This window comes from Streptomyces sp. NPDC041940, assembly GCF_055589465.1.
Window position 1 is genome coordinate 236,108 of the sequence record NZ_JBVJBP010000003.1, and the last position, 24,229, is coordinate 260,336.

Annotated in this window: 22 protein-coding genes; 12 read left to right on the plus strand and 10 right to left on the minus strand. The window is 69.8% G+C overall.

Annotated elements, in window-relative coordinates; all coding sequences use genetic code 11:
- The first annotated feature begins 99 nt into the window (after positions 1 to 99).
- A complete protein-coding gene (locus ACZ6I3_RS08385; RefSeq protein ID WP_469412823.1) occupies positions 100 to 1,902 on the plus strand; it encodes an ABC transporter ATP-binding protein in 1,803 nt (600 codons plus the stop codon).
- A gap of 43 nt (positions 1,903 to 1,945) precedes the next feature.
- On the plus strand, positions 1,946 to 2,836 hold the full coding sequence (mltG, locus tag ACZ6I3_RS08390; RefSeq protein ID WP_469412824.1) for an endolytic transglycosylase MltG: 891 nt from the start codon (positions 1,946 to 1,948) through the stop codon (positions 2,834 to 2,836).
- A gap of 33 nt (positions 2,837 to 2,869) precedes the next feature.
- On the opposite strand, the gene ACZ6I3_RS08395 is transcribed toward mltG, so the two are convergent.
- From ACZ6I3_RS08395 to ACZ6I3_RS08415, 5 genes are all read right to left on the minus strand, one after another.
- Complete coding sequence (locus ACZ6I3_RS08395; RefSeq protein WP_469412826.1) at positions 2,870 to 3,946, minus strand: NAD(P)-binding domain-containing protein; 1,077 nt, start codon at positions 3,944 to 3,946, stop codon at positions 2,870 to 2,872.
- A 52-nt stretch (positions 3,947 to 3,998) separates the two neighbouring features.
- Positions 3,999 to 5,048: an ABC transporter substrate-binding protein gene (locus tag ACZ6I3_RS08400; RefSeq protein WP_469412827.1), complete on the minus strand. Its 1,050-nt coding sequence runs from the start codon at positions 5,046 to 5,048 to the stop codon at positions 3,999 to 4,001.
- 63 nt (positions 5,049 to 5,111) lie between these two features.
- Entirely contained in the window at positions 5,112 to 5,852 is a 741-nt protein-coding gene (locus tag ACZ6I3_RS08405; protein WP_469412829.1) for an ABC transporter ATP-binding protein, read from the minus strand.
- Positions 5,825 to 6,694 carry an ABC transporter permease gene (locus ACZ6I3_RS08410; RefSeq protein ID WP_469412831.1) on the minus strand — a complete coding sequence of 290 codons (870 nt, stop codon included), beginning with the start codon at positions 6,692 to 6,694 and terminating at the stop codon, positions 5,825 to 5,827. The genes ACZ6I3_RS08405 and ACZ6I3_RS08410 overlap by 28 nt, the downstream gene beginning before the upstream one ends.
- Positions 6,695 to 6,830: 136 nt before the next feature.
- Positions 6,831 to 6,914, minus strand: coding sequence for a putative leader peptide (locus ACZ6I3_RS08415; RefSeq protein ID WP_349817350.1), 84 nt, complete (start codon positions 6,912 to 6,914; stop codon positions 6,831 to 6,833).
- 122 nt (positions 6,915 to 7,036) lie between these two features.
- Between ACZ6I3_RS08415 and ACZ6I3_RS08420 the strand changes: the two genes are divergently transcribed.
- Complete coding sequence (locus ACZ6I3_RS08420) at positions 7,037 to 7,459, plus strand: secondary thiamine-phosphate synthase enzyme YjbQ (protein WP_469412834.1); 423 nt, start codon at positions 7,037 to 7,039, stop codon at positions 7,457 to 7,459.
- Between the two features lie 63 nt (positions 7,460 to 7,522).
- Positions 7,523 to 7,900, plus strand: a complete 378-nt coding sequence (locus ACZ6I3_RS08425) for a recombinase family protein (protein ID WP_469412836.1) — start codon at positions 7,523 to 7,525, stop codon at positions 7,898 to 7,900.
- A 144-nt stretch (positions 7,901 to 8,044) separates the two neighbouring features.
- Here the strand turns inward: ACZ6I3_RS08425 and ACZ6I3_RS08430 are convergent, their stop codons facing one another.
- The 4 genes from ACZ6I3_RS08430 to ACZ6I3_RS08445 form a co-directional block, all read right to left on the minus strand.
- Positions 8,045 to 9,523: a DUF1996 domain-containing protein gene (locus ACZ6I3_RS08430; protein WP_469412837.1), complete on the minus strand. Its 1,479-nt coding sequence runs from the start codon at positions 9,521 to 9,523 to the stop codon at positions 8,045 to 8,047.
- A gap of 798 nt (positions 9,524 to 10,321) precedes the next feature.
- A complete protein-coding gene (locus ACZ6I3_RS08435; RefSeq protein ID WP_469412839.1) occupies positions 10,322 to 11,101 on the minus strand; it encodes an alpha/beta hydrolase in 780 nt (259 codons plus the stop codon).
- Positions 11,102 to 11,343: 242 nt separating this feature from the next.
- Positions 11,344 to 11,622, minus strand: a complete 279-nt coding sequence (locus ACZ6I3_RS08440; protein ID WP_469412840.1) for an aldo/keto reductase — start codon at positions 11,620 to 11,622, stop codon at positions 11,344 to 11,346.
- Between the two features lie 21 nt (positions 11,623 to 11,643).
- Positions 11,644 to 11,790, minus strand: a complete 147-nt coding sequence (locus ACZ6I3_RS08445) for a hypothetical protein (protein ID WP_469412841.1) — start codon at positions 11,788 to 11,790, stop codon at positions 11,644 to 11,646.
- Positions 11,791 to 11,918: 128 nt separating this feature from the next.
- Here ACZ6I3_RS08445 and ACZ6I3_RS08450 point away from each other — a divergent pair, with 128 nt between their 5' ends.
- From ACZ6I3_RS08450 to ACZ6I3_RS08475, 6 genes are all read left to right on the plus strand, one after another.
- Positions 11,919 to 12,797 carry a helix-turn-helix transcriptional regulator gene (locus ACZ6I3_RS08450; RefSeq protein ID WP_469412843.1) on the plus strand — a complete coding sequence of 293 codons (879 nt, stop codon included), beginning with the start codon at positions 11,919 to 11,921 and terminating at the stop codon, positions 12,795 to 12,797.
- Positions 12,798 to 13,216: 419 nt separating this feature from the next.
- Positions 13,217 to 14,404: an MFS transporter gene (locus ACZ6I3_RS08455; RefSeq protein ID WP_469412844.1), complete on the plus strand. Its 1,188-nt coding sequence runs from the start codon at positions 13,217 to 13,219 to the stop codon at positions 14,402 to 14,404.
- A gap of 225 nt (positions 14,405 to 14,629) precedes the next feature.
- On the plus strand, positions 14,630 to 15,511 hold the full coding sequence (locus tag ACZ6I3_RS08460) for an aldo/keto reductase (protein WP_469412845.1): 882 nt from the start codon (positions 14,630 to 14,632) through the stop codon (positions 15,509 to 15,511).
- A gap of 83 nt (positions 15,512 to 15,594) precedes the next feature.
- Entirely contained in the window at positions 15,595 to 16,602 is a 1,008-nt protein-coding gene (locus ACZ6I3_RS08465) for an SMP-30/gluconolactonase/LRE family protein (RefSeq protein ID WP_469412846.1), read from the plus strand.
- Between the two features lie 772 nt (positions 16,603 to 17,374).
- Complete coding sequence (locus tag ACZ6I3_RS08470) at positions 17,375 to 18,487, plus strand: LacI family DNA-binding transcriptional regulator (protein WP_469412848.1); 1,113 nt, start codon at positions 17,375 to 17,377, stop codon at positions 18,485 to 18,487.
- Between the two features lie 244 nt (positions 18,488 to 18,731).
- Complete coding sequence (locus ACZ6I3_RS08475; RefSeq protein ID WP_469412850.1) at positions 18,732 to 20,597, plus strand: RICIN domain-containing protein; 1,866 nt, start codon at positions 18,732 to 18,734, stop codon at positions 20,595 to 20,597.
- A gap of 451 nt (positions 20,598 to 21,048) precedes the next feature.
- Here the strand turns inward: ACZ6I3_RS08475 and ACZ6I3_RS08480 are convergent, their stop codons facing one another.
- Positions 21,049 to 21,810 (minus strand): DeoR/GlpR family DNA-binding transcription regulator, encoded by a 762-nt coding sequence (locus ACZ6I3_RS08480; RefSeq protein ID WP_469412852.1) that lies wholly within the window; start codon positions 21,808 to 21,810, stop codon positions 21,049 to 21,051.
- A gap of 90 nt (positions 21,811 to 21,900) precedes the next feature.
- On the opposite strand from ACZ6I3_RS08480, the gene ACZ6I3_RS08485 reads away from it, so the two are divergent.
- The gene (locus tag ACZ6I3_RS08485; protein ID WP_469412854.1) at positions 21,901 to 23,109 is read left to right on the plus strand and encodes an MFS transporter; all 1,209 of its coding nucleotides are present in this window, start codon (positions 21,901 to 21,903) and stop codon (positions 23,107 to 23,109) included.
- A 98-nt stretch (positions 23,110 to 23,207) separates the two neighbouring features.
- Positions 23,208 to 24,200, plus strand: a complete 993-nt coding sequence (locus ACZ6I3_RS08490) for an LLM class flavin-dependent oxidoreductase (protein WP_469412856.1) — start codon at positions 23,208 to 23,210, stop codon at positions 24,198 to 24,200.
- Positions 24,201 to 24,229 lie beyond the last annotated feature (29 nt).

Consider the following 24,229-nt stretch of genomic DNA (forward strand, 5'->3'; position numbering starts at 1 on the left):
ACAATATCAGGATGCAGTTCATTGTGAGTATAGGTAACAATGAGCTACGATCCGACCCGCCCGGCGCCCGCCGGTGCCGTACCGCTCTCGAAGGAGCCCATGCCTCCCGATCACGAAACCCCCTGGACCCCACCCGACGGCTCGAAGGAACAGCCCCGGCAGGTCCGCCGTATCCTCAGGCTCTTCCGGCCCTACCGAGGCCGCCTCGCGATCGTCGGCCTGCTGGTCGGCGCCGCGTCACTCGTCTCGGTCGCCACGCCCTTCATGCTGAAGGAGATCCTCGACGTCGCGATCCCCCAGGGGCGCACCGGCCTGCTCAGCCTGCTCGCCCTCGGCATGATCCTCAGCGCCGTCCTCACCAGCGTCTTCGGCGTGCTGCAGACCCTGATCTCGACGACGGTCGGCCAGCGCGTCATGCACGACCTGCGCACCGCCGTCTACGGCCGGCTCCAGCGCATGTCCCTCGCGTTCTTCACACGTACGCGCACGGGCGAGGTGCAGTCCCGCATCGCCAACGACATCGGCGGTATGCAGGCCACCGTCACCTCCACCGCGACCTCCCTGGTCTCCAACCTGACCAGCGTCGTCGCGACGATCGTCGCGATGGTCGTCCTCGACTGGCGCCTGACCGTCGTCTCGCTGCTGTTGCTCCCGGTGTTCGTGTGGATCAGCCGCCGCGTCGGCAGGGAGCGCCGCAGGATCACCACCCAGCGCCAGAAGCAGATGGCCACCATGGCCGCCACCGTCACCGAGTCGCTCTCCGTCAGCGGCATCCTGCTCGGCCGCACGATGGGCCGCTCCGACTCGCTGACGAAGTCCTTCGCCGACGAGTCCGAGGAACTCGTCGACCTCGAGGTGCGGTCGAACATGGCCGGCCGCTGGCGCATGGCCGTGATCACGATCGTGATGGCCGCCCTGCCCGCCGTCATCTACTGGACCGCCGGCATGGCCCTCCAACTGGGCGGCCCCCAGGTCTCCATCGGCACGATCGTCGCGTTCGTCTCGCTCCAGCAGGGCCTGTTCCGCCCGGCCGTGAGCCTGCTGTCGACCGGTGTGCAGATCCAGACCTCGCTCGCCCTCTTCCAGCGCATCTTCGAGTACCTCGACCTGCCCGTGGACATCACCGAGCGCGCGGACCCGGTCCGCCTCGACCGGGTCAAGGGCGAGGTCCGCTTCGAGAACGTCTCCTTCGGCTACGACGACAAGGGCGGCCCGGTCCTCGACGCCATCGACCTCACCGTCCCGGCCGGGAGCAGCCTCGCCCTCGTCGGCTCCACCGGCGCCGGCAAGTCCACGCTCGGCTATCTGGTGCCCCGGCTCTACGACGTGACCGGCGGCCGCGTCACCCTCGACGGGGCCGACGTCCGCGACCTCGACTTCGACACCCTGGCGCGCGCGGTCGGCGTCGTCTCGCAGGAGACGTACCTCTTCCACGCCTCGGTCGCCGACAACCTGCGCTTCGCCAGGCCCGACGCCACCGACGAGGAGCTGTACCGGGCGGCGAAGGCGGCGCAGATCCACGACCACATCGCGTCCCTGCCCGACGGCTACGACACCGTCGTCGGCGAGCGCGGCCACCGCTTCTCCGGCGGTGAGAAGCAGCGTCTGGCCATCGCGCGCACGATTCTGCGCGACCCGCCGGTCCTCATCCTCGACGAGGCCACCAGCGCCCTGGACACCCGGACCGAGGCCGCCGTCCAGGAGGCCATCGACGCCCTCTCGGCCAACCGCACCACGCTGACCATCGCCCACCGGCTGTCCACGGTGCGGCATGCCGACCAGATCGTGGTGCTCGACTCGGGGCGCGCCGTCGAACGCGGCACGCACGAGGAACTTCTGGAGCGGGACGGGCGGTACGCGGCGCTCGTACGCCGGGATGCCCAACTGGAACCGACAAGCTGAAGATATGCCAGGTTTGTGACGAAATGCGGGTTACCGTGCCCGCATGCAGACGAACACTCCGCCACGGAGCACTCCGCCACGGAGCACCCTGCGACTGACGCGCCGGGGCCGTATCGTCCTCGTCGCGACCGGAGCCGTCCTGGTCGGCACCGCCGTGGCGGTGCCGCTGCTGATTCTGGGGCCCGGGGACGGCGGCGGCCGGACCGCGACCCTGGTGATCCCGGAGGGCTGGCGCGCGAGCCAGGTCTACGCCGCCGTCGACAAGGCCCTCGCCCTGCCCGCCGGCAGTGCGAAGAAGTCCCTCGCGAAGGCCGCCGCGAAACTGCCGGACGACGCCCACGGCAACCCGGAGGGCTACCTCTTCCCGGCGACCTATCCGCTCCCCTGGAAGGCCAAGCCGGAGAAGCTCCTGGCGCGGATGATCGACACCGCGAACGAGAAGTTCAACGGCGCGCCCATCGCCGCGGGGGCGCAGCGCAACGCGATGAACGTCTACCAGGCCGTCACCATCGCGAGCATCGTCCAGGCGGAGGCGGCCACCACGTCCGACATGGGCAAGGTGGCCCGGGTCGTCTTCAACCGCCTTGAACGCGGGATGCCGCTCCAGATGGACTCCACCGTCAACTACGCGCTGGGCCGCTCCACCCTGCGGACGACAGAGAGCGACACCCAAATCGACAACCCCTACAACACGTACCAGCGCATGGGGCTGCCGCCCACACCCATCGCCAACCCGGGCGAGGAGGCGATGCGCGCCGCCGTCACCCCGCCCCCGGGCGACTGGCTGTACTTCGTCACGGTCCGGCCCGGCGACACCCGCTTCACCGCAGACTACGCGGAACACCAGCGCAACGTCGCGGAGTTCAACACCCAGCGGAAGAGCACGGGCACGGCGGCCCCTCAGGGGCCCGGGGAACTGCCCGACCAGCCGTAGACGGCCCGCAGCCGACGTCTCGTCTCGTCGTTGTCACGCCGCGGCCGGCTCGGGCGTCAGCAGCCGCCTGATGTCGCGGACGGCCGCCCGGCCCGCCCGGTTCGCGCCGATCGTGCTGGCCGACGGTCCGTAGCCGACGAGGTGAATCCGCAGGTCGGAGGCCGCGCGCGTGCCCTCGAGACGGATGCCGCCGCCCGGCTCGCGCAGCCGCAGCGGGGTGAGGTGGTCGACGGCGGGCCGGAAGCCGGTGGCCCAGAGGATGACGTCGGCGTCGACGTGCCGGCCGTCCTTCCAGTCCACCCCGGTCGGCGTGACGCGGTCGAACATCGGCTGCCGGTCGAGCACGCCGTCCTCGATGCCCTGCCGGATCGCGTCGTTGAGCGGCAGCCCGGTGACCGAGACGACGCTCCTGGGCGGCAGCCCCTGCCGCACCCGCTCCTCGACGAGCGCGACCGCCGCCCGGCCCGCGTCCTCGTCGAAGGGCCCCTCACGGAAGACGGGCGGACGCCGTGTCACCCAGGTGGTGGAGGCGGCGTACGCGGCGACCTCCAGCAGATGCTGCGTGCCCGACGCACCGCCGCCCACCACGACGACCCGCTGCCCGGCGAACTCCTCGGGCCCGGGATACCGCGCGGTGTGCAACTGCCGTCCCAGGAAGGTCTCCTGCCCGGGATAGCGCGGCCAGAACGGCCGGTCCCAGGTGCCGGTCGCGTTGATCAGCGCCCGCGTCGACCACACACCGTCCGAGGTCTCCACGAGCAGCCGCCCGCCGGAGCCCTCGCGCACCGCGCGTACGTCGACCGGGCGCCGTACCCGCAGGTCGAAGGTCCGCTCGTAGCGATCGAAGTAGTCGCTGATCACCTCGGCGGACGGCCGCGCCGGGTCCGCGCCGGTGAGTTCCATCCCCGGCAGCGCGTGCATGCCGTGCACCTTGCCGTACGTCAGTGACGGCCAGCGGAACTGCCAGGCGCCGCCGGGCCCGGGGGAGTGGTCCAGCACGACGAAGTCGCGGTCCGGCTCGAAACCGGCCCGCCGCAGGTGAAAGGCGCCGGCCAGACCGGCCTGACCTGCGCCTATGACGACCACCGCGACCTCGTGCGTGTTGTTCACGCTTCTACCAACCGCGCCGGAGACAGGGATCTTCCCGCACGGTCAGGTCAGGTCACGAGCCTTCCGAGGGCCGGGGCGCGGTGGTCGACGGCGGCAGGTCGCCGTTGAACCGGGTGTCGGTGAAGTCGGCGAAGTCGACCTTGCGCGGGATGAGCTTCAACGCCGTGAACGTGTCGGCGATCTCCTGCTCGGAGGCGATCAACGGCTTGTCGACCGCGACCTCGACCCGGGTGGTGTAGGTGCGCTTCACCGCCGCCAGTGCCACGTCCTCGGGGAGCCCGGTGTCCTTCGCCCAGACCTTCGCCCACTCCTCCTCGTGCTCGTACACCCAGGTGTAGGCGCGCCGCAGCCGTTCCAGGTAGTCCTTGACGGCGGCGGCCTTCTTCTTGTCCTTCAGCGCGTCCGGTGCCGCGACCTGGAAGGTGAGCCCGTTGGTCACCCCGTCGCCGTCGCTCAGCACGCGGCCCTGCTCGGCCTTGAGCACCTGCGAGGTGTACGGGTCCCACACCGCCCACGCGTCGACCTTGCCGGCGGTGAACGCGGCGAGCGCGTCGGCCGGCTGGAGGTACTTGACCTTGACGTCGCTCAGCTTCAGCCCGACCTTCTTTAGGTTCGCGACCAACTGGAAGTGCGCGGAGGATCCCTGGGCGACGGCGACCGACTTGCCCTTGAGCTGGGCGGGGTTCCTCAGGGACGAGTCGTTCGGGACGAGGATGGTGTCGCCCTTGGAGGTGCCGTGCCACGCGGCCACGACCTTGATCTTCGAACCCGCCCCCGCGGCGAACACCGGCGGGGTGTTGCCGACGCCGCCGATGTCGACGGCCTTGGCGTTGACGGCCTCCAGCAGGGGCGGGCCGGAGGTGAACGTCGACCACTTGATCTTGTAGTCGAGGTTCTTCAGTTCCCCGGCGGCCCGCAGGATGGCCTCCGAACCGCCCTTCTGGTCACCGACGTCGATCGTGACGTCGCCTTGGCCGTCGGTGCCGCCGTCCGAGGTACTGGCGGCCGAATTTCCGCCGCAGGCGGAGAGCAGCAGGGCGAGGGGGAGTAGCAGGGCGGCGGGCGGGAGAAGCAGAGCGGCGGGAGCGAGGCGTCGTCGCATGGCGGTTCCGTTCGTGTGGGTCGTACGTGTCGTACGTGTCGTGCGTGAAGTTCGCGGGGTGGGTCAGGCGGCTTCGGCGGCCGTCGCCTCGACGCCCAGGCGTTCGAGGAGTCCGGCGCGCAGCGCGGCGAAGCGCGGGTCGGCGATGTCGCGGGGACGGTCGAGGTCGATGTGCTGCTCGTGGGCGATGACGCCGTCGTCCATCACCAGGACGCGGTCGGCGAGCAGCACGGCCTCCTCCACGTCATGGGTGACGAGGAGCACCGCGCATCCCCTGCGCTGCCACAACTCGCCCACGAGCCGCTGGGCCTTGATGCGGGTGAGCGCGTCGAGCGCGCCGAACGGCTCGTCGAGCAGCAGCAGATCCGGCTCGCGCACCAACGCCCGTGCCAGGGAAGCGCGTTGGGCCTCACCGCCGGAGAGGGTCTTGGGCCAGGCGTCCGAGCGGTGACCGAGGCCGACCTCGTCGAGGGCCTGCTCGGCGACGGTCCGCTCGGGCTTGCCCGGCAGACCGAGCAGGACGTTGCGCCACACCTTCTTCCACGGCATCAGCCGCGGTGCCTGGAAGGCGACGGCCTTGCGGCGCGGCACCAGGACGCTGCCCTCGATGTCGCGGTCGAGCCCGGCGAGGATGCGCAGCAGCGTCGACTTGCCGCAGCCGCTGCGGCCGAGCAGGGCCACGAACTCGCCCGGCTCGACGTCCAGTCGCAGGTCGTCGATGACGGCACGGCCGTCGAAGGAACGGGTGAGCCCGTCGACATGGACGGCCTGGGGGGTCACCGGCCGGTGAACGTCGGTCGCCATTGCAGCAGCACCTTTTCGAGAGAGCGGACGATGAAGTCGGCGAGCAGGCCGAGGAAGGCGTAGACGACCAGGCAGACCACGATCACGTCGGTCCGCAGGAAGTCCCGTGCCTGCACCATGAGGAATCCGATGCCGGAGTCGGCGTTGACCTGCTCGGCGAAGACCAGCGCGAGCCAGGCGATGCCGAGCGAGTAGCGCAGACCGGTCATCGCGCTCGGCAGCGCACCGGGCAGCACGACATGCCGTACGAGGCCCCATCGCGACAGTCCGAGGGACTCCCCGGCCTCGATCAACTGGGAGTCCACGCCACGGATCCCGGCGTAGACGTTGAGGTAGAGGGGGAAGGTCACGCCGAGCGTGATGATGGCGACCTTGGGGGCCTCGCCGATGCCGAACCAGATGATGAACAGCGGGATGAGCCCCACGAACGGCACGGTCCGCAGCATCTGCAAGGGCGCGTCGACCAGGTCCTCGCCGATCCGGAACAGGCCCGAGAGCAGGGCGAGTCCGGTGCCGACGACCAGGCCGAACAGCAGCCCGAACGCGACGCGCTGGAGCGAGGTGCCCATGGCCGCGGGCAGTGAACCGTCGGCGACCATGTCCCCGCCGACCTGGGCGATACGGCCGGGCGAGGCGAGCACGTCCGGCGGCAACGAGCCTGTGCTGCTGAGGAGTTGCCACAACACCAGCAGCAGGACCGGGCCGGTGGTGCGGCGCAGCCAGCGGGGGACGCGGGTGCGGCGGGAGGAGGCGGGGACGAGGGGTTGGAGGTCGGGATCAGAAGCCGATACAGGCGAAATTTCGGGCGCCGATGACTTCGGCGGGGCATGGCTGATGCTCATGAAGGGGCTCCACAGGGGGAGAGCGAGGGCCGTTGACGGCACGCCTCGTCATCACCGCGCCCACGGGATCAGGGGAGATCGGCGGGCAAGCGCGACGAAGGCGAGGTGAGCGGAGAGGGGAGGAGAGAAAAGGGCGTCAGCAGCCGCGGCGACACGCGGCGGAGGCCACCCGCAGCAGGTCGATGTGACCGCGCGTGGTGAGCAGGGCTGAACGCAACATGCTGCTGAACCTAGCCAGGTGGCATGCGCACGGTCAACGGCGTCTCGTCCAGTGGACGCCGGTATCGCCACTCGGTCCGGCGTGACCCGGTGAAACGCGGCGGGTGCGTCAGGATGGAGGGTATGTCAGATGTCTTCACCACCCACGTTCTGAACATCACCTCCGGGTCCACGGAGAGGGTCGTCGACATCACCGGCGACTGCGCGTCCTTCCTGCGCGAGGAGGCTGCCGGCCGCGACGGCCTCCTCAATGTCTTCGTGCCCCACGCGACAGCCGGGATCGCCGTTCTCGAGACCGGCGCCGGCAGCGACGACGATCTCCTGGCCACGCTGCACACGCTGCTGCCGGCCGACGACCGCTGGCAGCACCGGCACGGCAGCCCCGGCCACGGACGCGACCACGTCCTGCCCGCCCTCGTCCCGCCCCACGCGACCCTGCCGGTGCTGGACGGCCGGCTGCAGCTCGGCACGTGGCAGTCGGTCTGCCTGGTGGACACCAACAAGGACAATCCCAACCGTCAGGTTCGACTGAGTTTCCTGGGCTGAGCGAGATCGTCCTGGGCGTGGCCGCCGATTCTCCGTACCTTGCGTGTTCGAAATGGAGAAGCCTTGCGCGGTACGGACCTGAACATGATCGAACGCCCCTACGCCGGATGCGGGAAGTGCCTGCTCGGCGTGCGACGGCTGTCGCGAATGAAGCTCGCCACATCGTCTCCGGAGCGGCAACGCGAGGACGTGCTGACCGCCGCCGCGTCTGTCGGGGGCCACATCATCGGCTGGGCCGACGACTGGGAGGTGTCGGGCGCCACCGACCCGATGACCCGGCCACAACTGGGCCCTTGGCTTCGCGATGAGAGGGGGCTGTACGACGGGTTGGTGGCTGCAGCCGTGGACCTCGTCACCTCTCACGTCGTGCTGCATCCGCGTGCCTCGGCCGTCATCCGTACGGCCGCCGCCTGCGGACCCTCACCGTCGACCAGGTGGTGAACCGGCTGTAGGACCGCTTCGGAACTGCAGGCCCATGGCTGCCGCGCTGCCCGCCCGCGTCAGCGGACTCCTTACACAAGTGCGGGCCTGCCCGCAGTGTGTCCTGTTGCGGACAGGCCCGGACGGGTGTCTCAACCCGTCAGGTCACTCGCACTGCCGGCCGGTGTTGATGCACTTGACCATCCGATTCATCAGCCGCTCGTCGAAGACGTTGACGAAGTCGCCGTGGTCGGTGATCGGCTTGTGCATCTGCTCCGGGAAGCCGTCCACGGCGAAGAAGGGACTGGACTGGCCATTGTCGTTCAGGCTCGGCGCGTCCACGTCGTACACCAGGCGCTGAACCAGTTGCGGAATGGCCTTGAAGCCGTTGGGGCAGGCACCGGTCCTCGGGTCGGTGAACGCTACGTGAGTACGGTGGTTGGCGCTGTCGATGTTCTGGCCGTCCCAGCAGCTCTGGAACTTGGACGTCCGTACCACGCTGCTGTCCTCGGGACAGACCGGGTACTTGTCCGTCAGCTGCCGGTCCTCGAAGCCGGTGCAGCTCCACGCGGCGTTGGCATTGGCCGTTCCGTTGGTGAACGCCTTGGCGTCTCCGGTGATGATGCGCAGGAACTTCGGCATCGCCACGACCTTGCCGCGCGGGTTGCCCACATACTCCAGAGTCACCTCCGAGGCGGTGAGGATCCTGCCGATGTTGCCCTCGGCGCCACCGCCCGGCTGGCCGGCGTCGAACTCCTGGGTGCCGTCCTGTAGGCGGAGGACCGGCCAGTAGTACGACGACTTGTCACCCTGGTTCTGGCAGGTGGTCTCTCCGGCCGCGAAGTCCTCGTTGTCGGCGAACGCGTCGTTCGCTTGGTTGCCCACGTAGTCGTGTGTGTGGTGCGCCCCGTTGCCCACACCGGGAGCGACGATGATGTTGTCGGAGTTGTACAGCTTGTTCTCGTTCACGCCGCAGTCGGTGGTGAACCTTCCTCTCGAGGCGTTGCGTTGCTTCTTGGCGTTGGGGACGTTGGGCTGGACGGTGGTGATGTCCACGAAATCGGAGGCGACGGGGCCGTTGCCGACCTGCCCAGCGTTGCCGTTCTGGCCCTGGCCGCTCTGGTCCTCGCCGGTAGCGCCGTTGTCGGCCTGGTTGCCGGAGGCGCGGAGGGTGCAGGCGGCAAGGGAGTCCAGGCCCTGCGGCTGGTCGGCCACACGGCCGATGGCGATCGCGATGCGGTCGATGGTCGCGACCCGCTTGGCCTTCAGCGGGCCCGTGATCGCGTTGCTGGCGAAGTTGCTGTCCTGCTGTATGGCTCGGGTCGAGCTCCGCAACCTCTGGTAGGCCTCCGAAACCTGCTGGTCCAGCAGTGCGAGTTCCCTGTCGACCTCCGCCCTTGCCTGGTCGGGCACCTGCTGCAGCCGGGTACCGACATCGGGACAGTCGATGGTTGCGGTCCCCGCCGCCATGGCCTGGGGGATTCGCCCCTGGGTCGAGCTCTTGGTGGTGTGGCCGCCTCCGCTCTCGCCAGCCGAGGCGTACACGTTCGCGGCTATCAGCCCTCCAGCTCCCAGGGCTGTCGCCGCCACGGCGGCGATGGCCCGGCGGGTCGTCTTCGATCGCTTGCGCGTGTTGCGTCGCATGGGACTCCTCATAGATCTCTGGGTCAAGTGCGCTGTGGTGCCGCTTCTGGTCACCGTGTGGCCGAGCATGAGATGCCGGACTCGGCGAAGCCGGACAGAGGGGAGGGCCTGTGACTTTGGGATGTGCCGGCCCTCCGAACCGTGGTAGGCAGCCTGTTTCCCGCGTCCCGGTCCAGTCGTACGGGAACCCGTCGTACTCGGGATTCCGGGCCCGACCGCCCTTGGCGGAAGACGCCGAGCTGGCTCGATGTCGACGTCGTTCGTGTGGGAACGGCTGCCGCGCCCGATACCGACCCTCTGCCGCGCGTGATCACCATTGACTCCTGGACTGCTTCAAGCTCCGCCAACTGGCGGGGACTTCGTGTCCAGATCTACGGGTGGGGCGAGCACGTTGATGAAGGATCGAACGCCTCGTCAGGCTCTCGTAAGAAATCGCGGTACAGGGCTCTTGCCCTCGCCTCTGCTGCTGGCTGGAGGCGCGCGTCGGTGATTCCCAACCGTGCTCCGGAGCGGGAACGTTCTGGCAGCGCTTCTGTACGCCGGACTTGCCAGGGATGGACGGGTGCACCTGCCACTGCCTCCCACCGCCTACCCGGCGCTGTCCGGAGCTGTCCCGCGACCGCGGTTCGAACTGCGGTACGCAGCCGGTTGCCGAGAACCTGCCGCTGAAAGCCGCTGAGATGCCCTGGCTACCTGCCGTCCATGTGAACGGTCTTGCCCGGACGCAGACCTTCGGGGCTTGCTTGGATGGCAACCGGCGCAGAGCGCGGCGCACCGGGTGTGCAAGCTGACCGGCTTCTACCAGGTTTGGCTGTCGAGCCAGGTGTCGATGCGCTGAGCCGTCTCGAGCCAGCCGGGTTCGAGGAGCACGTTGTGGGTCTTACCGGGAAGGAACAGGTAGTCGGAGCCGAAGTGGGCAGCGCTTCGGCGGACCGCTTCCGCGGGCACGACGACGTCGTGTTCTGCCGCGATCACCAGTGACGGTCCGCTGATGCGTGTGCGGTCCACGCTGAGGGAGCTGGAGATGGTTTCCTCGATAGCGACAGCTGATTCCCTCGACAGCAGGGAGTGATAGCGGCGGGCGTCATCTTCTGAACAGCCCTCGAATACCCGAGGCCATTCGGTTTCGAAAGAGGCAGGTTCGACCGGCGTCGAGAGATCGATCTCGGTCTTGGGATGGAGGCCCACCTCGGCACAGATGGCGGGGGTGATGTGTACCTGCGCGACAACGGGGTGCTTCTCGGCGTACCTCTGCCCAACCAGTGACCCCATGCTGTGGGTCACCAGTACCGGTACCTGCCCGATGTGATTGACCACGGTCTCCAGCTCTTCCACGGTGTCGGCCATAGAACGTGCCGCGAACTGATCGTCCGGCAACTCACGGGACCCGTGGTGGTTGAACCAGCTGAACGCATAGCAGTCCCGGCCGGTCGCAGCGAAGTAGGGGAGGTAGTTCTCCCATGCCCAGCTGCCCTGCAGACCGCCGTGAACGAAGACGATGGGCGGACCGGAGGGACTGCCTTCTGACGGCGTGTGCTCGATGAAGACACCATCAACCGTCTTGCGTTCGACCTTCACAGTGATTCCTTTCCTAGGGACGTGAGGGCGGTGAGGAGGGCCAGAACCCCCGGCCGCCTTCCGGGGCGGGCAGGGCGTTCAGCGCGTCTAGGTCGGCCTCGCTCAGCCGGATGCCGGTGGCACCGGCGTTGTCGCGCAGATACTTCGGAGTCTTGGTGCCGGGGATCGGGATGACGTACTCGCCCCGGGCCAGGGCGAGGTGAACGGGTGTACCGACCGGGCGCGCCTGATCTGCTCGACGGTCACCTCGGACAGGCCGATGGCGCGGGCCTTGCCCGCCACAACCGCTGGGCCAGCGTGCCGACACTCTCCTCGATCGGCACGTGGTCGGTGCCCAGGCGCCGCAGGTTCTCGTCGATCGAGCGGCGGATGTGCTCCGGACGGCCGTTCTCGGCACGGATCGGGTGGCCCTCGGCATCCCGGGACAGTGCGCCGACCTTCGTGGCCAGAACCGCCTGGTCGCGGTAGCCGCCGGACAGCGACCGACCGACCAGTTCCTCGTTGGTGAACGGTCCGTACACATCCGCAGTGTCGATCAGGGTCTACCCAGATCCAGGGCCCTGCGGATCACCGAGAGCGCCGTCCTCATCGCGAGCCGCCGCCATGTCGTAGGCGTAGCTCATGCCCATGCGCCCCAGGCCGAGCACGCCCACCTCGGGACCGTCGAGCCTCAAGGTCGTCGTACGCATGCGATTCCTTTCTGAGTGAGGCAGCACAGCGTCAGGCAACCGGCTCTGGCCCGGTCGAGGGAGTCTGTGCTGTGAGGGGTAATGACAGGGACCCCCAGCGGCGGCGGGGTCTTTCCTACGCTGGAGCCATGGACAATCGGGCCGAAGTCAGTGCATTCCTCAAGTCCCGCCGTGGCAAGATCACGCCTGAGCAGGCGGGTCTGCCGGTGTACGGGCAGCGGCGGGTGCCCGGGCTGCGCCGAAACGAGGTCGCGATGCTCGCCGGGGTGAGCGTCGAGTACTACACGCGCCTGGAGCGCGGCAACCTCGGCGGGGTCTCCGACAGCGTCCTGGACGCCCTCGCCCAGGCCCTGCGGCTCAGCGACATCGAGCGTGATCACCTGTACGCGCTGGCACGCGCGGCAGGCACCAGCCCGGCCCGCGTCCGGCGCCGCCCGAAGAAGGCTGTGGTGCGGCCGAGTGTGCTGCGCCTTATCGAGGGCCTGCACGATCAGCCGGCGTATCTGCGTAACAACCGCATGGACATCCTGGCGGCCAATCCGCTCGCCCGCGCCCTGCACTGTGAGGTGTTCCAGGTGGAGCCGGTCAACACGATGCGGTTCGCCTTCCTCGACCCGCGGGCCACCCGGCTGTATCCCGACTGGGAACGCGTGGCCCACGACGGAGTGGGCGCGCTGCGGGTCGAGGTCGCCAAGAACCCCTACGACCGAGACCTGCAAAACCTGATCGGTGAGCTGTCAGCCCGCAGTGACGCCTTCCGCACCATGTGGGGCGCGCGCGACGTACACGTCTACACCGACGGAACGAAGCGGTTCCACCATCCGGCGGTGGGCGAGCTCGAACTGGTCCACGAGATGCTGGACCTGCCCGGTGAGGACGGGCTGTCCATCACCGTCTACAGCGCAGATCCCGGCACACCGGCCGCGGACGCCCTGAAGCTCCTGGCCGCCTGGGCAGCCACCCAGCACCAGGACCAGGCCGCCGCGCAGGCCGACGGCGAGCGCTGAGGCCGGCTCCGGCTGACTCCACGCGCGCCGGTCAGCCTGCCGACGCCCTCTCTGTGACCGCGTTTGCGGCACGCTCCTGCCCGCCGCCGTACGTCTTCGTGCGGCGGCGGGCTTCCGTCTTCCCCGCTGTCGACCCCGCACACTCGGCTTCCCGGGCACGAGGGGGTCCCTGCCATTACCCCTCACGAGCGTGACTGTTTGCCGTCGGCGGCGGCTGGTTTCGTGGATCGCGTCGGAGTCCGAACGGCTCCGCTCGCACGTCCCCTCGGCGCGTTCCCCATCCCCCGGCTGACCGTCGTCTCCGGGCAGCCGTGGCATGCGCCGCACGCTCGAAAGGACCTTTGGTGAATCCCCCCGCCTCCCCGTCATCCACCCAACCGGATACCTCGGTCACCGGATCGCCCGGGCGACACCGCGGTATGGCCGGTGCCGCCGGGAAGACCAAGCTGCCACCGGTGGTGTGGCTGCTGGGCGCCGTCGCGTTCATCATGGGCACCAGTGAGCTGATCGTCGCCGGTCTGCTGCCGGAGATCTCCGGTGCCCTGAACGTGAGCGTGTCCAGCGCGGGGCTGCTGATCACCGTCTTCGCCATCGGCATGATGGTCGGCGCGCCCGCGATGTCCATCGCGACCCTGCGCCTGCCGCGCCGCTCGGCGATGATCGCCGCGCTGATCGTCTTCGCCGCCGGCCACGTCATCGGCGCGCTCAGCTCCGACCTGGCCCTTGCGCTCGTCGGCCGGTTCGCCGCGGCGCTGGGCAACGGCACGTTCTGGGCCGTTGGCGCGGCGGTGGCGACCGCCGCTGCCGGGCCGGCCGCCAGCACCCGCGCCATGGGTGTGATGGTCGGCGGCGTGACCGTCGCCAACATCGTCGGCGTCCCCCTCGGTACGGCAGCCGGGCAACTGTCCGGCTGGCAAGGCCCCTTCTGGGTGCTCGCCGTGCTCGCCCTGGCCGCCGCCGCGGTGATCGCCCGCCGGCTGCCCGCCGACACCGGCGGCGGCGACAGCTCCCTGCGCGGCGAGTTGGGCGCGCTCAAGCAGCCCCGCCTGTGGCTCGTCTATCTGGCCATCGCTCTGGTGCAGGCCGGCATGCTGGCGGTATACAGCTACGTCGCCCCGTTGCTGACCGAGCGGGCCCACCTCGCCGAGGCCGTCGTCCCGCTGGTGCTGCTCGGCTACGGCGTCGGCGCTCTGGCCGGAACCACGGTCGGCGGGCGTCTCGGTGACCGCAGGCCCTATGCCACCCTCATCCCGGCCACCGCCCTCATGGCCGTGATCCTGGCCGCCATCACCCTGTGGGCGACCAACAGCGTCGTGGCCGTGGCCCTCGTGGTGCTGCTCGGCGCGGCCGGCTTCTCCACCAACCCGATCGTGGTCGGCCAGGTCGTCCGCATCGCCGGAGCCGGGCGGTCCCTGCCCATGGCCTTCGCCAACTCCGCGTTCCAGGTCGGGATCGCCGCGGGCTCCTGGCTCGGCGGCATGGCCATCATCTCCAGCCCGGGTCTGAAGGGCCCGTCGCTGACCGGCCTGGCGTTCGCCCTGGCAGCCCTGCTGCCCCTCGGCCTCCTGGCCGCCTCAGAGCGCACGGCCGCATCAGCGCAGAACTGAGCCGCACCGTGTCCAGCTCCGCAGCGCGGGGACTTTTGCGATCACGACACGTCCCGCGCCCAGCCACTGCGCGACGGGAGATGGCTGGGGCCCTGCTGGTACCCCTCACCGCGAAGACTCCCACGTCGGACGCGCTTTCGTTTGCATCGATGAGTGCCCCGACGCGGGGGCGGCCGGGTGCCGCTGCCCGGCATCGAACGGTCTCCTGAAATGAAAGGACCACCAATGACTGGCAAGAGCCCGATGATCACGCTGAACAACGGCATCGACATGCCCGCGCTCGGCCTCGGCGTCTTCCAGAGCACGCCCGAGGAGACCACCCCCGCGGTGGTGAGCGCGTTGCGGCAGGGTTACCGCCTGATCGACACCGCTGCCGCCTACGGTAACGAGAGGGAAGTCGGCGAGGGCATCGCCGCTTCCGGCATCGCGCGCAGCGAGGTCTTCGTCACCACCAAGCTGTGGCTGGACGACTACGGATACGACTCCGCGCTGCGCGCCTTCGACACCAGCCTGGGCAAGCTCGGTCTGGACTACCTGGACCTGTATCTCCTGCACTGGCCGGTTCCCTCCGCATTCGATGCCACGGTCGCCTCCTACAAGGCCGTCGAGAAGCTCCTGACAGAGGGTCGCGTGCGGGCCATCGGCGTGTGCAACCACGCCCCCGCCCACCTGCGCAGCCTGATCGAGCGCACGGACGCGGCACCGTCGGTGAACCAGGTGGAGCTGCACCCGTACTTCATTCAGCGCGAGGTGCGGGCGGCCGATGCCGAACACGGCGTTGTCACCCAGTCCTGGTCGCCGCTCGGCGGGGTGAACGTCTACTGGGAAGGCGGCCGGAACAAGGCCAGGAACCCCCTCGAGCACCCGGCCATCACCGAGCTCGCCGCCCGGCACGGCAAGACTCCGGCCCAGGTCATCCTGCGCTGGCACCTCGAACACGGCCTGTCCGCCATCCCGAAGTCCGTCAAGGCGCACCGCATCGCGGAGAACTTCGACGTCTTCGACTTCCAGCTATCGGCCGACGAGGTCACCGCGATCGACGCAATCGACAGCGGGGAACGCGGCGGTCCCGACCCCGACTTCCGCCTCAGCGGCTCGGACAGCTGAGCGCAGACCCCCGCCTGCTCCCGAGCCGGACCGACACCTACGACTTGGCACCCGGCAAAAGCCCCTGACCAGGAGTTACTTCCATGAACAAGCGGTTCACCACCTATGCCGTAGCGGTCGCCGTGACGGCGGCCACCCTCATTTCGGTCCCGTCCGCATCCGCCACCACCGGCCACGCACCGACACAGCCGGTCGTCACCCATGTGAAGACGGTGTCCGCGTTCGACTACGCCTCCGGCGACGCGCCCGAGAACATCACCGCCAACCCGGACAACACCGTGACGCTCTCCATGCTGGGATCCGTGGCAAACAAGGCGCCGACCCTGGTGAAGCTCACGCCGTCCGGACACCGCACCACGCTCGCCACCGGCCATGCAGGCGATCGCATCACCGGCAACACACGCGGCAGCGACGGCACCGCCTACTACAACGTGCAGTCCGAGAACGCCTCCCGCTCCGGCGTGTGGAGGCTTCCCGCGGGCGGCAGCCCCCAGCGACTGGCCGCACTGCCCACTGACGGGCTCCCCAACGGCCTGGCCCTCGACGCGGCCGGCCGGACCCTGTACGCCGCCGACAGCCTCAGCAAGACCATCTGGGCCGTGCCCGCCTCCGGCGGCCGGGCCACCGTGTGGCTGAACGACCCGGCCCTCGACTCCGACGCGGACGCCACCCTCAAGCTGGGCGTGAACGGCGTGCGCTTCCACAACGGCGCGGTCTGGGTCACCAACTTCAACAAGGCAACGCTGTTGAGGATCCCGGTCACCGCCGACGGCACCCCCGGCCGGATCCACACCATGACTCACGCTCTCGCCAACGTCGACGACTTCAGCTTCCTCAACGAGCACTCCGACGTGGTATTCGCCGCGCAGAACGACCCGGCAGACAAGATCACCGTGGTCTACCCCAACGGCACCACCAAGACCGTTCTGACCGTCTCGAACGGCCTGGCCTCGCCCACCTCCACCGCGGTGCGCGGGAAGCAGCTCTACGTCACCAACGCCGGCCTCAACCCGCCCCACGATGCGAAGCTCCAGCGCGCGACGATCAACCTGGGCCGCCTGCTTACGCATCAGACTCCTGGGCACTGCTGATCCGCAACCACCTGCATGATGGTTGGCCTGGCTTCGATGCACAGCGCCTGCTGGCTCGCCCGGCGCGCGAACCAGGTCACCACCGGGCGTGCAGTACGCCGTCGCTGTCCGGGAGGGCAGCACAGAGCAGCGGGTGGCGTTCGGCGAGGGACCGGGGCACCATGCGCCGAAGCGTCCGCTCGCTGATCGACTCCAGCCCCAGCTGCTTCGCCTCCTTCGGACCCAGCTCTCGAAGCTCCCGGACCTTCGCCAGGGCGCCGCTCGGTCAACGTGGTCTGCGTGGGATCGAACGCGGTACGCGGCTCGTCCGGCCGGGCCCAGAACGGGCTTCCGCTCCGGTAGCCGGTCTTCACCTCCTTGATCGACCATCGCCTGGAGCGCATGCGGCGGTTCTGGGACCCGGACAAGCACGTCGGACGGCGCGCGCGATCGGTATCGGCCGTCCCTTCCGCGTTGGTCGCCCAGAGTGCAGTTCCAGCTCAATCCCCATGACCCTCCTCCGGCCTCGGACACCGTGCAAGATCGTCCTGAGCGTGGCTGCTGATTCTCCCTACCTTGCGTGTTGTCTGACGCCCAAACCGCCCAGCGGTCTGCTGCACTCCACTGCCTCCATGGGGCGCGAAGAAGCCGGCCTCGCGCGAAGTCTTGACGCGGTGCGCTCGACTGCGTAGATATGTCTGCGCAGTCATGACAGCGCAGTCACCCGGCGAACCGGCGGGCGACCGAGGCCGTCCCCACGATCCGATCCGTCCACCGCACACCGGGAGACGCCATGACGCGAGCAAGGGGGCGGGACGGCGGTCCCGCCGCGCCGCGAGGCGTCGACGTGGCCAGAGCTGCGGGCGTCTCCCAGAAGACGGTGTCACGGGTCCTCAACGGCGAGCGATACGTCTCGGTGGACGTGCAACGCCGTGTGCTGGAGGCGGCCGACCGTCTCGGCTACCGGCTGAACAACGCGGCGCGGGCCCTCGCCTCGGGGCGGTCCCGGACCATCGGCGTGGTGGCGTTGGGAACCGCCCTGTACGGTCCCGCCTCGTTGCTCCTCGGTGTCGAGCGGGCGGCGCGGGACGCCGGATACGCGTTGAGCGTGGTCAATACCCTCGAAGGTGATCAGGGCGGCGTCGGTGGCGCCGTGCAGTCACTCTTGGAGCGAGGTGTGGACGGCATCGTCGTGTCGGAGCCCATCGACGAGGGTGCCGAGCCGCTCGCGTCGGAGGTTCCGCTGCTCGTCCTCGGGGCGCCGGCCGGTGCCCGCACGGGGGAGCGGACCATCGCCGCGGGGGTCGACTCCGAGGCGCTGGCCAGAGCCGCCACCGATCACTTGCTGGACCTGGGACACCAGACGGTCCATCACCTCGCGGGCCCCGAGCGGTGGTTCGCCGCCCGGGACCGGCTGGCGGGCTGGCGGCAGGCGCTCGCGGCGCGTGGCCGTGAGCAGCCCCCGGTGGCCAAGGGCGACTGGTCCGCCGCGTCCGGGTACGCGGCGGGACGTGGACTGGCAGCCAGGGACTACCTCACTGCGGTTTTCGCCGCCAATGACGACATGGCCGTCGGCCTGATCAGCGCCCTCACCGAGGCCGGATTGCGGGTGCCCCAGGACGTCAGCGTGGTGGGCTTCGACGACATCCCGCTGGCCGCCTACGTCCGACCGCCCCTGACGACGGTGCGCCAGCCGTTCGACGCGGTGGCCGACGAGGGCCTGCGGCTGCTCGTCCACGCCATCGAGAATCCGGAGGCGGCGCTGCCGATGGCACAAGGGCAACCCGTCGACCTCGTCGTCCGTTCCTCCACCGCGCCGCCACCGGCCCGGGCCGGGTCGGGCCCGGCGGTGCACCATACCGAGCACCCCCCGACCGGCGAGGCGCACGCCCCTCCGGCTGCCTGAGGGCGAGGCCACGCGCCCGTTTCCCGGCTCGGTCACCCTGACGTCCGCGGTCACCGGTCCCCACGCTTCGTTCTGTTCGCGTTTCCCCCGGCATGCCGCTGCCGGCCTCTGCCTCCCCTCGTCCTTCGCCTGGGCGGGAGTCCAGCAGGTCCAGAACCTTCCCGGCCGGTGCGTCCGTTCAACTCGGCGCGTGGGACGTGCGCGTCTTCGTCGCAGCAACCGATGAGAAGGAGGCACACCACCGATGAACCGAGCCGCACCGTGGTCGTCCCCGAAAGGGGTCACCAGAAGAACCAGGACGGCCAGAGCCCTGGGGACCTTCGCCGCGGCCTCCGCGCTGTTGGCGATACCCGCCGGAAGCGCGCAGGCGTACAACCCGACGGGCGGGACCCTTTACCAGCTCGGCAGCGAGCCGTGCCTGAAGAGCCGGGGCAACTGCGCGGTCTACCCGAAGACGGCACAGCTGCCCGGCGGGCGTCTGGTCGCCTCGTTCGAGAAATCCACCGTGGTGCCCGAGTCGGGGAGCGCGGACGGCCAGACCCTGCCCGTCTACAAGAGCGACGACCACGGTACGAGCTGGCAGACGCTGTCCGAGGTCAAGGCACCCGCGTACCTGTCGAAGGACCCCAAGTACGCCAAGTACACGAGCAACTGGACGAACCCGTACCTCTACGCGCTTCCGCAGAAGGTCGGAAAGCTCAAGTCGGGCACCCTGCTCCTGGCGAGCGTCGTGTCAGGAGATGACGCCTACTACACGGAGCACAAGGCGGCCGACCCCGGCTGGGCGCCGAACAACGACGGTGACCGCAGTGACATGGCGATCGCCCTGTACTCCAGCACCGACGAGGGCAGGACCTGGAAGGTCCTCAACATCGTCGCGACGGGCGGCTGGCAGGGCGGCAGCGCGGGTGCCATCGGCCGGAACATCGCCGACGCGAACAAGGCCAAGCAGGTCGATCCTCTTTGGGAGCCGTACCTGATGCTCCACAAGGGCAAGCTGGTCTGCTACTACTCCGACGAGAACGACTACGTCGGCTTCAACCGGAACACCGGCGTCCCGAAGCCGGACCCCGCGAACGGCACCGCCACCGACTCGCACGGCCAGATCCTCGCGCACCGCACGTGGGACGGCAGCGCCGCGAAGTGGAGCGACGCCGTCGTCGACGTCGCCGGATCGGTCCAGGACATGGGAGACGGCAAGACGGAGATCGGCGGCGGCCGGCCCGGCATGACCAACGTCGTCCGCACGACCGACGGCAAGTGGATGCTCACGTTCGAGTACTGGGGCGGCGGGGCCAACACCAGGTACGTGATCGCCGACGACCCGCTGAAGTTCTTCCGCGGCACCCAGACCGGCATGTCCGTCGGCTCACTGCCCGTCACGGCCGGTTCCCGTCCGCTCTCGGGCGGCGGCAGCCCGGTCCTCATCCGACTGCCCGACGGACGCCTGGTCTACAACGCGGCGAACAGCGGCAACGTCTGGGTCAACGAGAGCGGACGCAGCGACGGCGTGTGGACGGAGTACCAGACGACCTCGCAGCCCGGCTACAGCCGCAACCTCCAGTACGTCGAGGGCACCGGCCGCGTCGCGATCCTCAACAACCATGGCACGTCCCAGATCGCCTACGCCGAGGTCGACCGCGGCGACTCGGACGGCGCCTACTACCGGCTGGTGAACCGCAAGTCCGGCCAGGTGATCGGCACCGGCAACAGGACCAACGACGCGAACATCGGCAACGGGAACGTCCCCGACGTGGTCCTGGAGGACACCGGCGCCGCGGCGAACCCGGACACCCAGTACTGGCACGTGGTGACCGAGCCGAAGGGCGGTACGACGCTGATCAACAAGTCGGGCGGACGCGCGGCGGCCATCTGGACGGGCAGCGCCACCGCCGGCCAGCGGATCGGTCAGTGGGTCGACGACAGCCCCACGGGCAGCTGGAACCTCGTCAAGAACGCCGACGGCTCCTACAAGCTCCAGTCGGTCAAGAACACCGGTCTGTATCTCACCGGCGCGACCGCGGGAGGGCCGCTGACCCTCCAGAGCGCGGCCGGAGACGGCTCGCAGGACTGGCGACTCGTCCGGGACACCCCGCACCGCGGCTCGTGATGCCTGCCCCAGCGGCTCGTTGACACGCTCGGACGCGGCGCCTACGTCCCGCCGGGGCACCGCGTCCCTGCTGTCGAGCAAGTTGGCGTGCGGTCTCCAGCCCGTGCACACAGCCGCACCGAGCCGCGGCTCGCGGGCCGTGCGACGTAAGGACGAACGACATTCCGGGCTCGAGCGGCGCGGCCAGACCCTCGTCACGGACGATGCCCAGTGCGGCATGGACCTGGATGTCCGGGGCGGGGACGTCATCGCTGGAGCTGAAGAAGCTGATGAAGCACCCGGTGTGGTCCTGCATGTTCCTGCCGAGGTCCGGCAGGTCGTGCAAGGGGGTGACCCCTCCCGCGGTCAGTTCGTCGGTCGGTCCGACGCCGGACTGGAGGAGCAGGTGGGGTGAGCTTCCCGATCCCCGCGTACATCACGGACGAGCGAGAGGACGAGTACCACCGGTCTGTCAGACGGTCTGGACGATGGTGCCGCCGTCTTGGAGTGCGGTGACTTCCCCGGCGGCGGCGGTGATATCCGTGACCAGGGTGTGCAGGAGGGCGGCGGGGCCGACGTAGGCGTAGGCGGTGTGGCCGAGTTTGCTTCCGTCGGCGGCGGCGATGACGCGGCGGGCGGAGGCGATGCCCGCCTTCTTCACCGCGGCGTCGTCGAGGTCGTAGGCGGTCAGCCCGTCGGCCGCGGTCAGCCCGCAGCAGCCGATGACGGCGGTGTCGAAGCGCAGGGCGGCCAGGGAGGCGAGGGTGAGGGGGCCGGTGAGGGCTCCTTCGGCGGCGCGGGGCTGTCCGCCGGGCACGACCAGGGTGGCCGGGCCGGGAGTCTCGCCGAGCAGACGGACGGCCTGCAGCGACAGGGGCATCACGGTGACGGGCCGCTCGCGCAGGAGGCGGGCTACCTCCAGGCACGTGGTGCCGCTGTCCAGCAGGACGCACTCGCCGTCGGTGATGAGTGCGGAGATCGCGGCGGCGATCCGGCGTTTGGCGTCGACACCCTCACGGGCGCGCAGCGCGAAGGGGGGCTCCTCACCCCGCAGCAGCAGGGTGCGTGCCCCTCCGCGGACGCGTTCGAGGACGCCCTGGGCGGCGAGGGTGTCGAGGTCGCGCCGGATGGTCATCTCCGAGGCGCCGGTCAGTTCCGCGAGTTCCTGGACCGTGGCACCTCCGGAGTCCCTGACGGCCTTCGCGATCAGCCCGTGCCGGTCTGCGTTGCTCATACCGCGATTGAACACCACCGGAAAATGAACAGCAAAGCTGTCCGTTATCCCGGTTTTCGAACATGAAAAATGTTCGTTAGGCTGGTCGGCATGGACCATCCCCTGCGATCCGCCCGTGTGGCGACCTATGTCTACTTCATCCTGTACGGCACCTTGCTGGGCACCTGGGTGGTGCACATCCCCGCGATCCAGGAACGCGTGGGCATCAGCCACGCCGCGCTCGGCGGCCTGCTGGTGGTGCTCGGGCTCGGGGCCTTCACAGGCATGCGGGTAGCGGGGCCTCTGACCGACCGCCTCGGCACCCGAGTCGTGGTACCCGTCGGCGGAGTACTCTGCGGCGCCACGCTGTTCCTGCCCGGTCTCGCACACGATCCGTGGACGCTGGCCGGCGCGCTGCTGGTCTTCGGGCTCTGCAACGGCTGCCTGGACGTGAGCATGAACGCCCACGCCGTGCATGTGGAGAAGGCGTACGGCCGGCCCGTCATGTCCGGCTTCCACGCCACGTTCTCCGTGGGCGGTGTCCTCGCCGCGCTCGCCGGAGCGGGCGCGGCGAGCGTCGGGCTGAACCCGGCGGCGGCCATGGCCGCGATGGGTGCCGTGGGCGTCGTGATCGCCCTGGCCTCGGCGCGTGCCCTGCTGCCTGCCGCTCCCGCCGTCGAGAGCCCGGGCTCCGCGCCGGAGACCGGGACGTCATCGGCCGTCGAGCCCGGCGACACCACGGGCCGGGTCTGGCTGCTGGCCGTCCTGGCGCTGATGGCCATGCTGTGCGAAGGCGCCGCCCACGACTGGAGCGTCCTGCACATGAAGGACGTCCTGGGTGCGCCCGCCGGCACGGCGGTCTTCGCGTACGGCACCTTCGCCGCGACCATGACCATCGGCCGGCTGCTCGCCGACCGCTGCGTCACCCGGTTCGGTTCCCTGGCGATCCTGCGCTACGGCGCGGCCATGGCCGCCGTCGGCATCACACTCGTGGCCCTCGGCCCGTGGATGTGGGCCGCGTTCACCGGCTGGGCACTGTTCGGCCTGGGCCTGTCCGGCTGCGTCCCGCAGCTGTTCAGTGCGGCCGGGCACGTGGACCCCTCCGCTGCCGGCGCCAACGTCTCCCGCGTCGCAGGACTCGGCTACGTCGGCATGCTCGCCGGCCCCGCCGTGATCGGCTGGCTGACCCGACTCGTCGCCCTCAACCACGCCTTCGTGCTGTTGACCCTGCTGTGCGTGACGACCGCCGTGGGCGCCCGCGTCCTGCGCACGGAATCCGATCGCGCCCGCCGGCGCGAGATGGCTGCCGGCGTTCACTGACCGCTTGTGCGGCACGGTCCCTGACAACCGTGCCGCACAAGCTCCTTGCTCCCCGGTCGTCATGGCCGGGGGCCCTCAGCCGACCGAAGGAGCCCCCGATGTCCGAGTCCCACACGCACCCCGCCCGCGGCCGTGTCGGTGTCATGCTGCCCCGCGATCTCTCCGTCCGCGAGGTGCTGCCCTTTGCCCGGCGGGCCGAGGAGTTGGGGTTCGACCAGGTCTGGGTGGTGGAGGACCTCGGCTGGCGCGGTGGTGTCGCCCAGGCTGCCACCGTCCTGGCCTCCACCACGAACCTCACCGTCGGGATCGGCATCATGCCCGCCGGCGCCCGCAACGTTGGTTTCGCCGCGATGGAACTGGCCACCCTCGCCCAGCTCCACCCCGGCCGACTCATCGCGGGCATCGGCCACGGCATGCCGGGCTGGATGCGCCAGGCCGGATCCTGGCCCGCCAGCCCTCTGACGCTGATCAAGGAGTACGCGACCGCGCTGCGCCTGCTCATCGCCGGTGAGCCCGGCCCCGAGAACGGCCGGTACGTGCGCTGCGAAGGCGTCGTCCTCACCGAGACCCCTGACACCGTGCCCCCGGTCGTCCTCGGTGTCCGCGGCCCCAAGTCGCAGGAAGCCGCGGGCGAGGTCGCCGACGGACTCCTCCTGGCCGAGCCCGCCGCGCCCGCCTACATCACCGCTTCCCTGCGCAACCTGGGCCCCGCCGCCTCCGCGAACCCCCGGGAGATCGTCGTCTACGATGCCGCCGCCGTGGACGACGACGAGGAAGCCGCCCTCGCCCGCGTCCGCGCCGCCCTGGAGTCGGTCGGCGAGCCGGAATGGGCCGCGCACATCGTTCCCCTGTCCTTCGTCGACGAACTGCGCGCACACCGTGACGCCAGCTCCGACGCCCGGCAGTTCGCCAGGACGATGCCCGCCGAGTGGGTCCGTGAGCTGACCGTCGCCGGTACCCCGGCCCAGGCTCGCGCGGCGATCGACGCCCGCCACGCGGCGGGCGCGACCAGCGTCGTCCTCGCCCCGGCGGGTCCCGACGCCCTGGCCGCACTCGACTCACTCGCCCGCGCCCTGCCCCACCGGCACTGAACCGAACGCCCTCGAGACCCCCAGGGATC

Coding starts and splice junctions, on each gene's coding strand:
- ACZ6I3_RS08385 (WP_469412823.1), top strand. CDS start 100: ATGCCTCCCGATCACGAAACCCCCTGGACCCCACCCGACGGCTCGAAG.
- mltG (WP_469412824.1), top strand. CDS start 1,946: ATGCAGACGAACACTCCGCCACGGAGCACTCCGCCACGGAGCACCCTG.
- ACZ6I3_RS08400 (WP_469412827.1), bottom strand. CDS start 5,048: ATGCGACGACGCCTCGCTCCCGCCGCTCTGCTTCTCCCGCCCGCCGCC.
- ACZ6I3_RS08405 (WP_469412829.1), bottom strand. CDS start 5,852: ATGGCGACCGACGTTCACCGGCCGGTGACCCCCCAGGCCGTCCATGTC.
- ACZ6I3_RS08410 (WP_469412831.1), bottom strand. CDS start 6,694: ATGAGCATCAGCCATGCCCCGCCGAAGTCATCGGCGCCCGAAATTTCG.
- ACZ6I3_RS08415 (WP_349817350.1), bottom strand. CDS start 6,914: ATGTTGCGTTCAGCCCTGCTCACCACGCGCGGTCACATCGACCTGCTG.
- ACZ6I3_RS08420 (WP_469412834.1), top strand. CDS start 7,037: ATGTCAGATGTCTTCACCACCCACGTTCTGAACATCACCTCCGGGTCC.
- ACZ6I3_RS08430 (WP_469412837.1), bottom strand. CDS start 9,523: ATGCGACGCAACACGCGCAAGCGATCGAAGACGACCCGCCGGGCCATC.
- ACZ6I3_RS08445 (WP_469412841.1), bottom strand. CDS start 11,790: ATGCGTACGACGACCTTGAGGCTCGACGGTCCCGAGGTGGGCGTGCTC.
- ACZ6I3_RS08450 (WP_469412843.1), top strand. CDS start 11,919: ATGGACAATCGGGCCGAAGTCAGTGCATTCCTCAAGTCCCGCCGTGGC.
- ACZ6I3_RS08455 (WP_469412844.1), top strand. CDS start 13,217: ATGGCCGGTGCCGCCGGGAAGACCAAGCTGCCACCGGTGGTGTGGCTG.
- ACZ6I3_RS08460 (WP_469412845.1), top strand. CDS start 14,630: ATGACTGGCAAGAGCCCGATGATCACGCTGAACAACGGCATCGACATG.
- ACZ6I3_RS08465 (WP_469412846.1), top strand. CDS start 15,595: ATGAACAAGCGGTTCACCACCTATGCCGTAGCGGTCGCCGTGACGGCG.
- ACZ6I3_RS08470 (WP_469412848.1), top strand. CDS start 17,375: ATGACGCGAGCAAGGGGGCGGGACGGCGGTCCCGCCGCGCCGCGAGGC.
- ACZ6I3_RS08475 (WP_469412850.1), top strand. CDS start 18,732: ATGAACCGAGCCGCACCGTGGTCGTCCCCGAAAGGGGTCACCAGAAGA.
- ACZ6I3_RS08480 (WP_469412852.1), bottom strand. CDS start 21,810: ATGAGCAACGCAGACCGGCACGGGCTGATCGCGAAGGCCGTCAGGGAC.
- ACZ6I3_RS08485 (WP_469412854.1), top strand. CDS start 21,901: ATGGACCATCCCCTGCGATCCGCCCGTGTGGCGACCTATGTCTACTTC.
- ACZ6I3_RS08490 (WP_469412856.1), top strand. CDS start 23,208: ATGTCCGAGTCCCACACGCACCCCGCCCGCGGCCGTGTCGGTGTCATG.